16 protein-coding genes and 1 riboswitch are annotated in these 13412 nt (G+C 37.5%); of the genes, 8 read left to right on the plus strand and 8 right to left on the minus strand.

Features of this window, described 5'->3' with window-relative positions:
• The first annotated feature begins 1 nt into the window (after position 1).
• From cuyB to JFL43_RS13095, 3 genes are all read left to right on the plus strand, one after another.
• A complete protein-coding gene (gene cuyB, locus JFL43_RS13085; RefSeq protein WP_200749380.1) occupies positions 2-703 on the plus strand; it encodes a cysteate racemase in 702 nt (233 codons plus the stop codon).
• 95 nt (positions 704-798) lie between these two features.
• On the plus strand, positions 799-1944 hold the full coding sequence (locus tag JFL43_RS13090; protein WP_100795833.1) for a DEAD/DEAH box helicase: 1146 nt from the start codon (positions 799-801) through the stop codon (positions 1942-1944).
• Between the two features lie 2 nt (positions 1945-1946).
• A complete protein-coding gene (locus JFL43_RS13095; protein WP_200749381.1) occupies positions 1947-3176 on the plus strand; it encodes an aminopeptidase in 1230 nt (409 codons plus the stop codon).
• A gap of 238 nt (positions 3177-3414) precedes the next feature.
• On the opposite strand, the gene JFL43_RS22615 is transcribed toward JFL43_RS13095, so the two are convergent.
• Genes JFL43_RS22615 through JFL43_RS13105 form a run of 3 tightly spaced genes read right to left on the minus strand, consistent with a single transcriptional unit; the run spans position 3415 to position 4082 of the window.
• Positions 3415-3543 carry a hypothetical protein gene (locus tag JFL43_RS22615; RefSeq protein WP_234447773.1) on the minus strand — a complete coding sequence of 43 codons (129 nt, stop codon included), beginning with the start codon at positions 3541-3543 and terminating at the stop codon, positions 3415-3417.
• A 58-nt stretch (positions 3544-3601) separates the two neighbouring features.
• A complete protein-coding gene (locus JFL43_RS13100) occupies positions 3602-3943 on the minus strand; it encodes a DUF4870 domain-containing protein (RefSeq protein ID WP_325166681.1) in 342 nt (113 codons plus the stop codon).
• Complete coding sequence (locus tag JFL43_RS13105; RefSeq protein ID WP_200749382.1) at positions 3927-4082, minus strand: hypothetical protein; 156 nt, start codon at positions 4080-4082, stop codon at positions 3927-3929. Before JFL43_RS13105 ends, JFL43_RS13100 begins: the two co-directional genes overlap by 17 nt.
• A 447-nt stretch (positions 4083-4529) precedes the next feature.
• A riboswitch (TPP riboswitch) is annotated at positions 4530-4635 on the plus strand.
• Positions 4636-4769: 134 nt separating this feature from the next.
• Here JFL43_RS13105 and thiT point away from each other — a divergent pair.
• Together thiT and map are read left to right on the plus strand one after the other, a co-directional pair.
• Positions 4770-5330: an energy-coupled thiamine transporter ThiT gene (gene thiT / locus JFL43_RS13110; RefSeq protein ID WP_200749383.1), complete on the plus strand. Its 561-nt coding sequence runs from the start codon at positions 4770-4772 to the stop codon at positions 5328-5330.
• 238 nt (positions 5331-5568) lie between these two features.
• Positions 5569-6321 (plus strand): type I methionyl aminopeptidase, encoded by a 753-nt coding sequence (gene map / locus JFL43_RS13115; RefSeq protein ID WP_100795838.1) that lies wholly within the window; start codon positions 5569-5571, stop codon positions 6319-6321.
• A gap of 52 nt (positions 6322-6373) precedes the next feature.
• On the opposite strand, the gene JFL43_RS13120 is transcribed toward map, so the two are convergent.
• The 3 genes from JFL43_RS13120 to JFL43_RS13130 form a co-directional block, all read right to left on the minus strand.
• Positions 6374-6856, minus strand: coding sequence for a DUF3278 domain-containing protein (locus JFL43_RS13120; RefSeq protein ID WP_200749384.1), 483 nt, complete (start codon positions 6854-6856; stop codon positions 6374-6376).
• A 2-nt stretch (positions 6857-6858) separates the two neighbouring features.
• Entirely contained in the window at positions 6859-7050 is a 192-nt protein-coding gene (locus JFL43_RS13125; protein WP_100795840.1) for a helix-turn-helix transcriptional regulator, read from the minus strand.
• Positions 7051-7303: 253 nt separating this feature from the next.
• A complete protein-coding gene (locus tag JFL43_RS13130) occupies positions 7304-8032 on the minus strand; it encodes a tryptophan-rich sensory protein (RefSeq protein WP_200749385.1) in 729 nt (242 codons plus the stop codon).
• Between the two features lie 241 nt (positions 8033-8273).
• On the opposite strand from JFL43_RS13130, the gene JFL43_RS13135 reads away from it, so the two are divergent.
• From JFL43_RS13135 to JFL43_RS13145, 3 genes are all read left to right on the plus strand, one after another.
• Positions 8274-9023, plus strand: a complete 750-nt coding sequence (locus tag JFL43_RS13135) for a polyphosphate kinase 2 family protein (RefSeq protein WP_234447775.1) — start codon at positions 8274-8276, stop codon at positions 9021-9023.
• Between the two features lie 63 nt (positions 9024-9086).
• Positions 9087-10877, plus strand: a complete 1791-nt coding sequence (locus tag JFL43_RS13140) for a M3 family oligoendopeptidase (RefSeq protein WP_200749387.1) — start codon at positions 9087-9089, stop codon at positions 10875-10877.
• A 6-nt stretch (positions 10878-10883) separates the two neighbouring features.
• On the plus strand, positions 10884-11429 hold the full coding sequence (locus JFL43_RS13145) for a GNAT family N-acetyltransferase (RefSeq protein ID WP_100795843.1): 546 nt from the start codon (positions 10884-10886) through the stop codon (positions 11427-11429).
• A gap of 324 nt (positions 11430-11753) precedes the next feature.
• Here JFL43_RS13145 and JFL43_RS13150 read toward each other — a convergent pair whose 3' ends face one another.
• Entirely contained in the window at positions 11754-12314 is a 561-nt protein-coding gene (locus JFL43_RS13150; RefSeq protein ID WP_100795844.1) for a beta-class carbonic anhydrase, read from the minus strand.
• Positions 12315-12386: 72 nt separating this feature from the next.
• The gene (gene mreBH / locus JFL43_RS13155; protein WP_100795845.1) at positions 12387-13394 is read right to left on the minus strand and encodes a rod-share determining protein MreBH; all 1008 of its coding nucleotides are present in this window, start codon (positions 13392-13394) and stop codon (positions 12387-12389) included.
• Positions 13395-13412 lie beyond the last annotated feature (18 nt).

The raw sequence follows: 13412 nt of genomic DNA on the forward strand, positions 1-13412 counted from the left end.
TATGAATAAAAAAACATTAGGTATTATTGGTGGAGTAGGGCCGCTTGCGACAATGCTTGTAGGAGAAATGATTGTCCGTAGAACGAAGGCTTTCAAAGATCAGGAGCATGTGCATGTCATTATCGACAATGATACGCGAATTCCTGATCGTACAGCATTTATATTAAATCCGTCTGAACCGAACCCAGTACCTGTAATGGTTGAGGATACGCACAAGCTTGCAACTGCAGGGGCAGAGCTCATTGCTATTCCTTGTAACACAGCTCATACATTTTATGATGAGTTACAAGAAAACTCACCAGTACCTGTACTGCATATGATCCGTGAAACAGCAAAAAAGGCGAAGCAACTTGGTGCCAAACGTGTTGGTGTGTTAGCAACAATTGGTACACTTACTTCAGGCGTTTACCAAAAAGCATTGGAAGAGGCTGGTTTAGAGCCAGTCATTCCAAATGAACAATTGCAGCGACAAGTCATGTCAATCATTTATGATTATGTGAAAGCGGGTAAGACAGTTACACATCATGAATGGAATGTGATTGAAGCAGCGATAAAAGCAGAAAATTGCGACCGTATTATTTTAGGGTGTACAGAGCTCTCAATAGTGAACCGAGAGTTAGCACTTGATGATTCTTATATTGATTCGTTACTTGTTCTTGCTGACTGTGCTATTGTTAGCTGTGGATATGAATTACTAGATTAGAGCGTTGAAACCTGTCCTTTCATCAAGGGCAGGTTTTTACATAAAAAACTATAATTCGCATATACGTTATGCGAATGAGAGAAGGTGGAATAGCAATGTCTTTTTTAACTTTATTAAATGAAGATTTACAAAAAAAATGGTCTTTCGAACATACAATGCCAATCCAAGATGAAATGATTCCAGCATTACTTGAAGGCAAAGATGTAGTAGCAGAATCTCCAACAGGAACTGGTAAAACACTCGCGTATCTATTACCAATATTACAAACAGTTGACGGTTCTAAAAAAGCGACACAAGCATTAATCATCGCTCCATCACAAGAATTATGTATGCAAATTGTCGAAGTAACGCGTACATGGGTTGCGGGAACGAATATATCAGTCGTACCATTAATTGGTGGTGCCAATCCACAACGTCAAATCGACAAACTAAAGAAAAAACCAACAATCGTTGTCGGCACACCGGGTCGCCTAAACGAATTAGTAAAAGCAAAAAAACTAAAGCTTCATGAACTAACTAAAATTGTTCTTGATGAAGGGGACCAACTTCTTAGCCGCGACTACCGCGTATTAGTTAAATCATTTATCGATGGAGCAAGCCATGGTCGCCAAGTAACCGTTGTTTCTGCAACAATCACAGAGGAAATAGAACTAGTTGCTGCACGTATGATGAGTGAACCTGTACGCTTCAAAGTTAGCTTAGATGACATGCCAAACCAAGGTAAAGTGACGCATTCATTCATGAAAATTGAAGAGCGAGATAAAACAGAAATGCTGCGTAAGCTCTCTAATGTGAGCGGCCTACGTGGGTTAGCATTCGTCAACAACTTAGATCAATTATTGATGAAAGAAACAAAGCTATCATATCGCGCTGCACCGATCGTTGTATTACACTCTGAAATGAAAAAAGAAGAACGTAAATCCGCTCTAGATGCATTCCGTAAAGGTGATGCACGCATTTTAATCGCAACAGATGTAGCAGCTCGTGGATTAGACATCGAAGGGCTAACACATGTTATTCATGTAGATGTTCCGCATACAATGGAGCAGTACTTACACCGTTCAGGCCGCACAGGACGTGCAGGAGCAGATGGTGAAGTATTAACACTACTTGCACATCACGAAGAGCATACGTATCGTAAATGGACTCGTGAGCTACCATCTAAACCAGTTGAAAAAACGTGGACGGGTGGTAAACTAATCGAAAGAATAACGAAACCTACTGTGAAAAGAGGCAAATAGGTATGTCATTCCAAGAGAAATTAGCACAATTTGCGGAGCTTGCTGTAAAAGTAGGTGTCAACATTCAAAATGGCCAAACACTTCTCATTAATACAACGACAGATACAATTGAATTTACCCGTTTAGTCGTAAAAGCAGCATATGCAGCTGGCGCAGGCCGCGTCACTGTGAATTTTGCGGATGGGGAAATTGATCGTGCATTCTTTGATAACGCACCAGATGATGAATTTGCAAGATATCCTCGCTGGATTAGCGAACAACGCGACGAGCTAATCGAACGTAAAGGCGCATTATTATGGATTGATGCTGCGGATCCGGATTTATTATCAGGTGTACCTGTAACGAAGCTATCTGCACATCAAAAAGCAGCTGGTAAAGCATTAGAGAACTATCGCAATGCTGTTATGAATGACAAAATCGCATGGGCAATTATCGCTGTCCCGTCAAAACAATGGGCAGCAAAAGTATTCCCTAATGTAGTGGCTGACAAGCAGGTAGAAGCATTATGGGATGCAATTTTTAAAACAGTTCGTATTGGTGAAGGCAATGCTGTTGAAAACTGGCAAGGTCATTTGAAAAATCTAGATACCCGTGCAGGCTTACTGAATACAAAACGCTATGCAAAACTACATTACACAGCACCAGGTACTGATTTAACAATTGAATTACCTAATAAGCATATTTGGCAAACAGGTGCTAGCCTAACACCGGAACACACTTCATTCGTAGCAAATATGCCGACAGAAGAAGTATTTACGATGCCATCTAAATACGGCGTAAATGGCTTTGTATCAAATTCAAAACCACTTGTCTTCCAAGGTAATATTATCGATGATTTCAAACTAACATTTGAAAAAGGCAAAATTGTTAAAGCAGAAGCGGGCGTTGGCAACGATTTACTACAAGAACTAATCAAAGCAGATGAAGGCTCAAAATATCTTGGAGAAGTAGCATTAGTGCCACATGAATCACCCATCTCTGCATCAAATATTCTTTACTACAACACATTATTTGATGAAAATGCTTCAAACCATTTAGCAATCGGTGAAGCCTACCCAACTTGCTACGAAGGTGGCAGTGATTTATCAAAAGAACAACTTGAAGAGCACGGCATTAACACTTCTATTACTCACGAAGATTTCATGATTGGCAGCGCCGACATGGACATCGACGGTATTTTAGCAGACGGCAGAGTAGAACCAATCTTCCGTAAAGGTAGCTGGGCATTTTAATAAATGAATTAGAGCCGCTTCGTCCTTTTGGGCGTAGCGGCTCTTTTTATGTGTGTTTTAGGACTTAAATATTCAGAAAAATAACAAAGGGGCGAAGTTGCGCAACAATCAACAAGGTTTGCGCAACAATCAAAGCTGTTTCCGCAACAAACACTAATAGTTCCGCAACAATCCCAATTCCATCTCAAAACAAAAACTACTCCTGTGGAATTAAATCATCCACGAAGAGTAGCTTTTGTTATTTATTATATCTCTTAGTGGGTACTTGTTGTGATTTACCTTTTCGGGCATCAATAACTTTAATGACAATTGGATAAACGATTGGTGCTAATTTAATAGCAGTTTTTACGACTTTCCCTATCTTCATCTAGTAGCACTCCATTTCTTGTAAGCTCATAATATTATATTCCCAAAATTGCTTCATATTAAACACGTAGTACACGAACACCTTGGATGATATTCCAAATGATCACTGCTAAAGATAAAAGGATTTCTACAACAATAAAAGAGATAATTAAAATAGGTCCTATGCTCATAACACTGTTAGAACTACTTGCATAAAATCCAAAGGAGATAAAGAAAATAAAGAAACCAATAATTGATGGGATAATTAGTAATAAATGCGATAAAAACGCACGTTTTGCATGATTTTTTACATCGGAATCTGTACTTACGAAATAAACAATCAACGGCAACAGAAATCCTGCAAAAAATATACTGAAATAACATAAAGCCGATAATACTCGATTGTTATCCAACTGAAGCACCTCCATTCATATTATTATTTACGCTACATCGCCCAAAAAGATTCAACTGAGCGCATGTTTTTTCAATATTCCAGAGAAAAGGTGTACATACTGATATTTTCAGCAGGCCCATGCCAATCTGCGGCTGGCCTAAATTCATTTGCACCTACTCCATTAGCTGTGCAAAATCTTGTATCGGCAGAGCTATGTTGCTCAAATAACAGTGCTCGTTCATCATAAACTTCAGCAGTAGCATCTAACAAAGATAAAATAAATATTGAAAAGTCCACCTGCTTGTATTGTAGCCAAATTAATCAATGGGAAATCATAAAATGCATTGCTAGCAGTTGTGAAAAGAAAACGCACCAACTGTGAGTAGAAATGCATAACTTATAAGCCAATTTGTAGCTGTGTTGGTTCACCACAAATGAAAAAATGACCATTGTAGCCATTACGGGCAAGCCAGCCTGATGTATCTTCATCTGTTACAAAATGGAGTTGTAGACGCATAGGTAACGTATCAGCTGCTATTTAGGAGAAATCTATTGAATATTGATATTAGTTTGAGTACAATAGGTGGTGTTCGACAATAACAATTAAATGATGTATTTACCACAAGGGGAGCCGAAATGGTCGGCTGAGAGTGAACCCAAAGTTCTAACCCTTTGAACCTGTAAGTTAATGCTTGCGTAGGAATGTGGATAGAAACCGACATATAACCGATGTCAGGACCTGTCCTGATGTCGTTTTTTTGTTGCCCAAAGTTTTACTATCTAGAGCTCATTTACAAATGAGATACGTTTAGGTCTTGTGTGTTCTACATCAGAACTACGGGAGGATATTTATATTGAATAAAAAGAGATTATTGTTTTTAATCGAGATTGCAATTTTTGCTGCGATCGGCTTGATTTTGGATCAGCTGTCATTTAAGTTGTGGGCACAAGGTGGTTCTATAAGCCTTGTTATGGTACCGATTGTGTTAATGGCATTCCGCTGGGGTGTTTCAGGTGGTTTGATTACAGGCTTCTTAATTGGTTTATTGCAAGCGTTGATTGTTCCTACTATTTATACGCCTGTTCAAGGTTTTATCGATTACTTCTTAGCGTTTACTGTTGTAGGGCTTGCTGGTGTTGTGAGACATAAGGTATTTGCAGCAAGCAAGCAATTGAACAAAAAAATGATGACTTTGTATATTGTACTCGGTACAGTTCTTGGTGGTTTGTTGAGATACATTGCACATACTGCAGCAGGGATTGCCTTCTTCGGTGAATATGCAGGTGGAGAAAACGTTTACTGGTATGCCATCGTTTATAACGGTACGTATATGCTGCCAGCTACTATACTAACTGCAATCGTAGCTGTATTTTTATTTACTTCAGCACCTCGTTTATTACAACAGAAAAATTGATGATAGAGGGGATTCCGACAATGTGGAATCCTCTTTTTATGGCGTATTTCAATGCTTTTAAAATGCTTTTATTTTACAATCACTTTTTCAAAATGGACATATAATTTTATTAAGATATAAAATTTTTCTAAATTTATAGTCATTTAAAATGACAGTAAATATGAATTTCATGTTCTTCATTTTGCTGAAAAAGTGGTATAGTAGGGATTAGACATATTAGAAGAAGGGATCGTTATAAATGATTGCTAAAACTCAAGAAGAAATAGAAGGTTTGAAAAAAGCTGGTCGTGTAATGGCTCAAGTTCGTGAAGCGATGAAAGCTGCTACAAAACCAGGTGTAACAACAAAAGAAATAGATGAAATTGGTGGCCGTTTATTCGAAGAAAATGGAGCTGTTTCAGGACCTAAAAGTGAATATGATTTTCCTGGCTACACATGTATTAGTGTGAACGAACAAGTTGCACACGGCATTCCAGGAAACCTAATGCTGAAAGAGGGAGACCTTATTAATATCGACGTTTCTGGCCATGTAGATGGCTATTTTGCTGATACAGGTGTGTCATTTGTTGTTGGCGAAGGATCTTACCCAGAAATCGATAAACTTTGTAAAGTTGCTGAAAGTGCATTTGATCGTGCAATGACAAAAGTAAAACCAGGTGCTCGTTTAAACCAGATTGGTAAAGCTGTTGAGCGCGAAGCAAAAGATAATGGCCTAACTGTTATTATGAACTTAACAGGTCATGGAATCGGTCGTTCACTCCATGAAGAACCGCAACATATATTGAACTATTTTGATGCATGGGATCGTACAATTTTAAAAGAGGGTATGGTATTAGCTGTTGAACCTTTCATCTCACAAAAAGCTGAATCTATCGTCGAATCAGGTGATGGCTGGACGTTTATAACGCCAGATAAATCACTTGTTGCACAGTATGAGCATACAATCATCGTAACAGATGGCGAACCAATCATTACAACTAAATTAGACTAATATTATAAGTAAAGCCTCCTTTGCATTTTTGCAAGGGAGGCTTATTTTATCTTTATTGTCCGGCATCTTTCTCAATTTGCTTATTTTTTAGGTAGGAAGTTTTTAGTGAAATATAGTTCATTAAAAATAAGAAGAAGACAATTAGTATTGATAAACCAATAATGTCTATCCAATTCTCCTTCCCTTGAGGCGCCCCTTTAAAAAGAATAGAAATAAAGTTGAAAATGATCATGAATATAATGGATTGCAAAGAAATTTTTTTCACTTCAGATTTATAATCGGCCTTACTAAAAACACTCGTATATTCAATACCGGAAAGAATATATCTCAAAATAGTGTAAATGGATACGATAGACAAACCAATGCCTGTTAATAGTACCCCGCTACTTTCCTTGAAATTAAAGAAACGGCTGATTAGTAAAAATGAAATACTAAAAAGTATAAAGAGAACTAATGCTTCAGCAAGGAAGTAAAGTAATTTTTTTTCCTTAAATTCATCTTGTGGTAAAAAAAATAATAACCATGATTTTTTCATTTTCAGTCCTCCCAGAACAAATCGTCTAGTGTTTTGTCTAATCTTTTGGCAATGGATATACAAAGATGAAGTGATGGATTATACTTTCCATTTTCAATCAGCCCTATTGTTTGTCGAGTTGCCCCAACAGACTTTGCTAAGTCTTCCTGCGTTATAGACTTTGCAAGTCGAGCCTCTTTTACATTGTTGGACATAATTCCTCCTAATAGCGTTATTAACAATTAAATAATTCTAAATGTAATGTAACATATATATAACATTGAATGCAATATATATGTTGCATTTGGTAATTGTAATTTAAAGTTAAGATAAAGATATGGATAAATCTTTTAATAAGCTCCACCGGAATTTAGAATAAGTTAATCACTTTTAGTGGTAAAATGACAAATTAAAACCCAGACAAGAGAAATCAAATATCTCTTGTCTGGGTTTCATTTCTACGGACTCTCAAGATTTTTCTTTTTGTTTTTTTATAAATAAGATACCTGCTAGTAAGACACCACTTAAAAACAGTGCTGCAGTTGTTACAAGTAATTCTTCAAAGCCGTTTTTCATAGCAATACCAATATAAGCCCAAATGAAGACGATAGGATAAGTAATATCGAAATGATGGAAGCGAATATGTAATGCAATAGCGGTACCAAAAGTAAGCATAATAACAGTCCACAACGGGTCACTAAAGCCTAATCCGCTCCAATGATTGTATGTGAAAACAAAAGCAATATTAGTAAATGTTGCTATGCTAATCCAAGCGAAGTAAATGGAAATAGGTATACGCTCTGAACATGAATGACGATCATGACTATATGAGAAATATAGAAGAGCTAAACAAGCTAATAATAAAAGCATTACGACAACTGAAGTCTTAAAGTAACTATAATGCCAAAAGAAAATCCACAAAATATTTAAAAGTGAGCTAGCGGTAAAAAACAGCGTTTGTTGAATCGAAATCGTGTTCTTTCTCTGACGATGTTGCCAATGTTTATAAATCCAGTAAGCTAAAATGATATATATGAAGCCCCAAATGCTAAAAACATATTTTGCTGGAGTAAAAAGAACCGAATAACTGTCGGAGATTTCACCTGTAGTTTGCCCGTTAAGTGGAAGAATATTAGCTGCTGCGTTTACAGCAATCATCGCAATATAAGCGATGGTAATGATAAGAAGTCTTCCCAACAAAATCTCCTCCCTAATGTTGAGACTATTACAATAGCCTGATTTTCGTTGTAACTAAAAGTAAGGAAATTAGATAGTTTCACTGCGTAAAAGCTACAATCAATCTCTTGCAATTTTATATCCTATGTACAAAGTATACATTCGTTTAGATAGAACAACAAATATCATTTTGGAAGAATTTGCTGTAAAATACTAATATAAAGTAAAAGGAGTGGTTATAGTGAGTAAACGCATTGAAGATATGGAATTAGATAAACATCTGTCTGACAAAGATTCCTACAAACAGGAACTAAAAAAGCTACAATTTGAACTGTTGAATATTCAGCAATTTTTGTTCAATCATAATATCGGGCTCGTTTTAGCATTTGAAGGAATGGATGCAGCAGGCAAAGGAGGCGCTATTAAGCGTATGACACAACGCCTAGATCCTCGTGGGTATGTCGTACATCCAATTGCTGCCCCAGAAGCATTTGAACTTAAATATAACTACTTACATCGTTTTTGGACGCGCCTACCATACCGTGGACAAATCGGTATTTTCGACCGCACATGGTATGGACGAGTGCTTGTAGAACGTATTGAAGGCTTTGCAAAACAAGACGAATGGCAACGTGCTTATGAAGAAATTAATCAATTTGAAAAACTACTTACAGAAGATAACTATATCGTAGCAAAATTTTGGATTCAAGTGACAAAAGAAGAACAATTAAATCGTTTCAAACTTCGTCAAGATGATCCGTATAAAAAATGGAAGCTAACAGATGAAGATTGGCGCAATCGTGATAAATGGCCGCTCTATGTAGAAGCTGCAAATGATGCGTTCGAGAAGACAGATAAACAACATGCTCCGTGGATTTTAATTTCGGGTGATGATAAAAAATATGCACGTATTCAAGTTTTAAGAGAAGTAATCGCGCATGTTACAAAAGAATGTGAAAAAAGAGGATTACAAATAACGGACCCAGTAGAAACAATTAGTGTAGAAGTGTAACTATTTCGAATCCGGAAGTATTATACTAGATAAGTAACTTATTTTAGTAATGGAGGCTTGATCATGACAAACAAACAATATCCGGAAGTGTGGGATTTAGAATCTATATTTGCAGGAGGTAGCGACTCACAGCAACTACGAATACAAATAGATCAGATCCCAGTAAAATTAGAAGCACTAAAAAATGCGATTTCAAACATTTCAACAGATGATGCAAAATCAATTTTAAATGTTCTAGAATTGCTTAAAGAAGTATATATTAATTTTGGACAAACGGGTGCATTTATCAATTGTTTGCAAGCACAAGATATTACGGATAAAAAAGCTACTTTATTGCATAGTGAAATTTCATCATTAGCAGCAAGTTTTGCACCGATTAAATTGCAATTTCAGCAAGTACTTAGTGGCGTAGAAGATGGAATATGGACAGAGCTATTAGCTACTGAGGAGCTATCACAATTCAAATTCACCTTAAATGAATGGCGAGATGAAACGAAATTAAGACTATCTGAGCAAGAAGAGAACATTATTTCTGCATTAAAGGTAGATGGTTATAATGCTTGGGGAGAAATGTATGACCTATTGATAGGTGATATTAAAATCCCTTTTACAATTGACGGTGAAGAAAAAGAGCTATCGGTAGGGCAAGTGGATAACTTAAGTTCACATCCAGATGCAACAGTACGCCAAGCTGCTTATGAAGCACTTGAAAAAACATGGACTGAAAAAGAGGAATTCTTTGCAAAAACGTTGAATCATATAGCAGGGTTCCGATTAGCGACATATGAAAAACGCGGTTGGGAGTCGGTTTTACAAGAGCCACTTCAAATTAACCGTATGCAACCTAAAACAATCGATGCAATGTGGGCTGCAATTACAGACCATAAAGCACCTTTCGTTGAATATTTAAAGCGAAAAGCAGAGTTGTTAAATACGGATAAGATGGATTGGTTCAATTTAGATGCGCCTATCACAGCATCTACCGAAACAATTTCTTACCAAGAAGGTGCCGCTTTCGTTGTGAAAAACTTTGGGCGCTTCGGTAAACAGTTAGAAGCCTTTGCAGCGAATGCAATTGAAAATGGCTGGATTGAGGCTGAAAATCGACCAAATAAACGCCCCGGTGGTTTTTGTACAGGTTTACCATTAACAGAGGAATCACGTATCTTCATGACTTACAGTGGCACTATGTCTAATGTTTCTACATTAGCCCATGAATTAGGTCATGCATTCCATTCGTACGCATTACGGCCGGTTCATACGTTGAATACTGGCTATGCAATGGGGGTGGCTGAAACAGCTTCTACATTTGCTGAAATGATTGTTGCGGATGCAGCCGTCCAAGAAGCGAGCTCAGTCGAAGAAAAAACAGCATTACTAGAAGATAAGATTCAACGTAGTGTCGCATTCTTTATGAATATTCATGCGCGCTTCCTATTTGAAACACGCTTTTATGAAGAACGTAAAGCGGGGATAGTACCCACCCATCGTTTGAATGAGTTGATGGAAGAAGCACAGAAGGAAGCTTATGGAGGTGCGCTAAATATAACTCACCCTCATTTCTGGGCTTCTAAATTGCACTTCTATATTACTGGTGTCCCATTCTATAATTTCCCATACACTTTTGGTTATTTATTCTCTTTAAGCATTTATGCTAAGGCAAAAGAAGAAGGCAATAGCTTCGAGGATAAATATATCGCTTTATTGCAAGATACAGCTGTTATGACTGTAGAAGATTTAGCGATAAAACATTTAGGTGAGGACATTACCCAGAAGGATTTCTGGGAAAAGGGCATCCGTATTTGTGAACAAGATGTCGAACAGTTCTTAGAATTAACCACTCAAAAAGGGTGATCAGACATGGTATTTCTTGAAGGTAACCGCTGTTATTTGCGGACATTGGAAGAAGCCGATGTTTCGGCGTTTACAAGACTAGTAAAGCGGAATAAGCGGTATTGGTCGATTTATGAACCATTACACGATGATGAGTACTATACAGAAAGTACTCAGCGCAAGAAAATTATAGAATCCGTTCAAAGAATGCGGCTCAATCGCGAGTATAGCTTTGCTATTTTCGCTATGGGAACGTCGGACCTTGTTGGTCATATATCGATCTATTCTATCAAGAGATTACCTTTTTCAAGTGCTTTTGTTGGCTATTCCATCGATAAACGTTATATAGGGCAAGGAATTGCATCGGAGGCTTTAGCGTTAATAGTAAAATTTAGCTTTGAAGATTTGTCGATGCATCGCATAGAAGCTTATGTTTCGCCAAATAATATGGGCTCCGTTCGTGTATTAGAGAAATCAGGATTCGAACGAGAAGGGTTATTGCGTAAGTTATTGTATATCAATGGATACTGGGAAGATCACTATTTATATGCTTTTATCAATGATGACTATTGAAAGGGTAAGGCCTCTTGGCGGAAATGGAGAAGTGCTGTCCGGGGGATGCTAATTGGTATGAAATAATAAATCGAATCATTTCCTGGGAAATACGTCGATTTATGTTTGGTAAGGAAATTATAAAATCTCACATTATGGATAACATTAGTGCGAAGTGTCGACCACATCCAGCTCCGAACGCTCTCGCCAAGAGGTCACTTCGAACCCCCCTGGTGAGGGTTCGTAAGCGGTGTTAGATGTAAACGGGCGCTCTGCGCTTTTGTTCTTGGGAAAAGAAGAAGCGAGTGCTACCGATAAGGGTGGCACTCGCTTTTTATATGTGAATTATTTTGCGCCGTCTTCAACGATATCAAGACGACCAGTATTTGGGTCGATTACTAAGCCATGTACTGGAATTGAGTCGATAATTAGTGGATGTTTACGAATCATCTTTACGCTATTACTAACGTTTTCCGTTACATCATCAAAGCCACCTAACCATTCATGCAAGTTTGCGCCAGAGTAATTTAGAAGATCAATTACTTCTTTTGAAACACCGCGATCAATCATTTTAGCTAACATTTTGTCTGGGTCAACAGCACTCATGCCACAATCGTAATGACCAATGACAAATATTTCATCTGCTTTTAACTCGTAAATCGCTACAAGTAGACTACGCATAATTCCACCAAATGGATGATTTATAGTAGCACCAGCACTTTTGACCATTTTAACATCTCCATTGCGTAAATTCATCGCCTTTGGTAAAAGCTCTACTAGACGAGTATCCATACAAGTTAAAATAACAAAATGTTTATCGGGGTATTTGCTTGTAATAAAAGGTTCATATTGTTTCTCTTCTACAAACGTTTCATTGAACGCAAGTATATCATTTAATATAGACATAAATTCTTTCCCCTTTCCCTACATACTTATTTTAGAATAACTATTCAGAAAAGAAAATAATTTTGGTAGAATTTATGAATTTAATTTTTGTAATAGGTTCAATGTATCCAGAGAACGGCCTGTACCAATTGCAACAGATTCTAATGGTGATGGAGCTAGAGTAACAGGGACTAGAAGCTCGTTAGTAAGCCATTCCGGCATGCCTTTTAATAATGAACCGCCACCTGATAAAACAATACCGCGGTCAACGATATCACCAGATAACTCTGGTGGGCAACTTTCTAATGTTCTGCGAATAACTTCTAAAATGGAAAGAAGAGATTCTTTCAGACAGCCTTGAATTTCCATTGAGTTTAATATAATCGTTTTAGGTAAGCCCGTTACGATATCTCTACCACGTACTTCCATCGACTCTTTTTCATGTTGAATTAAGGCATAACCAATTTCTTTTTTTATATTTTCAGCAGTACGCTCACCAATGAGTACGCTATATTCTTTACGTGCAAAATGAATGATTTCCTCGTTCATACGGTCGCCGCCTAGCTTCATTGTGTTCGATGTAACGACACCACCGAACGATATGATACCGACCTCAGTTGTGCCGCCACCGATATCAACGATTACACTCGCGATTGGTTCACTAACAGGTAGGTCTGCTCCAATTGCAGCAGCAACAGGCTCTTCTATTAAAAAGACCTCTTTTGCGCCACAGTGTTTAACAGCATCACGAATAGCTAAACGTTCTACTGATGTAGCTCCAGATGGAGTACAAACGATTACGCTCGGTTTACGTAATGAGCCACCAATAACTTTAGCCACTTTTTGCATAATGACTTTTATCATTTCAGTTGTCATATCAAAATCGGCAATGACCCCATCACGTAATGGACGAATAGCTTGAATATTAGCAGGTGTTTTACCAATCATAGCCTTCGCTTCTGTACCGATTGCGATGATTTCATTTGTAGTTGTATTGACTGCAATAACAGACGGTTCGTTAAATAAAATCCCTTTGTTTTTTGTATATACTAACGTATTGGCTGTGCCAAGATCGATTCCAATTGCAGTTGTTGAAAACATTGTATAGTTCCTCCTTTA

The organism is Viridibacillus soli (assembly GCF_016612995.1).
GTDB classification, from domain to species: domain Bacteria; phylum Bacillota; class Bacilli; order Bacillales_A; family Planococcaceae; genus Viridibacillus; species Viridibacillus soli.

Excerpts from the sequence above, each read along its gene's own strand:
- JFL43_RS13135 (WP_234447775.1), top strand. The coding sequence starts at position 8,274 with ATGGAATTAGATAAACATCTGTCTGACAAAGATTCCTACAAACAGGAA.
- JFL43_RS13105 (WP_200749382.1), bottom strand. The coding sequence starts at position 4,082 with ATGAATTTAGGCCAGCCGCAGATTGGCATGGGCCTGCTGAAAATATCA.
- JFL43_RS22615 (WP_234447773.1), bottom strand. The coding sequence starts at position 3,543 with ATGAAGATAGGGAAAGTCGTAAAAACTGCTATTAAATTAGCACCAATC.
- JFL43_RS13095 (WP_200749381.1), top strand. The coding sequence starts at position 1,947 with ATGTCATTCCAAGAGAAATTAGCACAATTTGCGGAGCTTGCTGTAAAA.
- JFL43_RS13125 (WP_100795840.1), bottom strand. The coding sequence starts at position 7,050 with ATGTCCAACAATGTAAAAGAGGCTCGACTTGCAAAGTCTATAACGCAG.
- JFL43_RS13120 (WP_200749384.1), bottom strand. The coding sequence starts at position 6,856 with ATGAAAAAATCATGGTTATTATTTTTTTTACCACAAGATGAATTTAAG.
- mreBH (WP_100795845.1), bottom strand. The coding sequence starts at position 13,394 with ATGTTTTCAACAACTGCAATTGGAATCGATCTTGGCACAGCCAATACG.
- map (WP_100795838.1), top strand. The coding sequence starts at position 5,569 with ATGATTGCTAAAACTCAAGAAGAAATAGAAGGTTTGAAAAAAGCTGGT.
- cuyB (WP_200749380.1), top strand. The coding sequence starts at position 2 with ATGAATAAAAAAACATTAGGTATTATTGGTGGAGTAGGGCCGCTTGCG.
- JFL43_RS13150 (WP_100795844.1), bottom strand. The coding sequence starts at position 12,314 with ATGTCTATATTAAATGATATACTTGCGTTCAATGAAACGTTTGTAGAA.
- JFL43_RS13145 (WP_100795843.1), top strand. The coding sequence starts at position 10,884 with ATGGTATTTCTTGAAGGTAACCGCTGTTATTTGCGGACATTGGAAGAA.
- JFL43_RS13140 (WP_200749387.1), top strand. The coding sequence starts at position 9,087 with ATGACAAACAAACAATATCCGGAAGTGTGGGATTTAGAATCTATATTT.
- JFL43_RS13090 (WP_100795833.1), top strand. The coding sequence starts at position 799 with ATGTCTTTTTTAACTTTATTAAATGAAGATTTACAAAAAAAATGGTCT.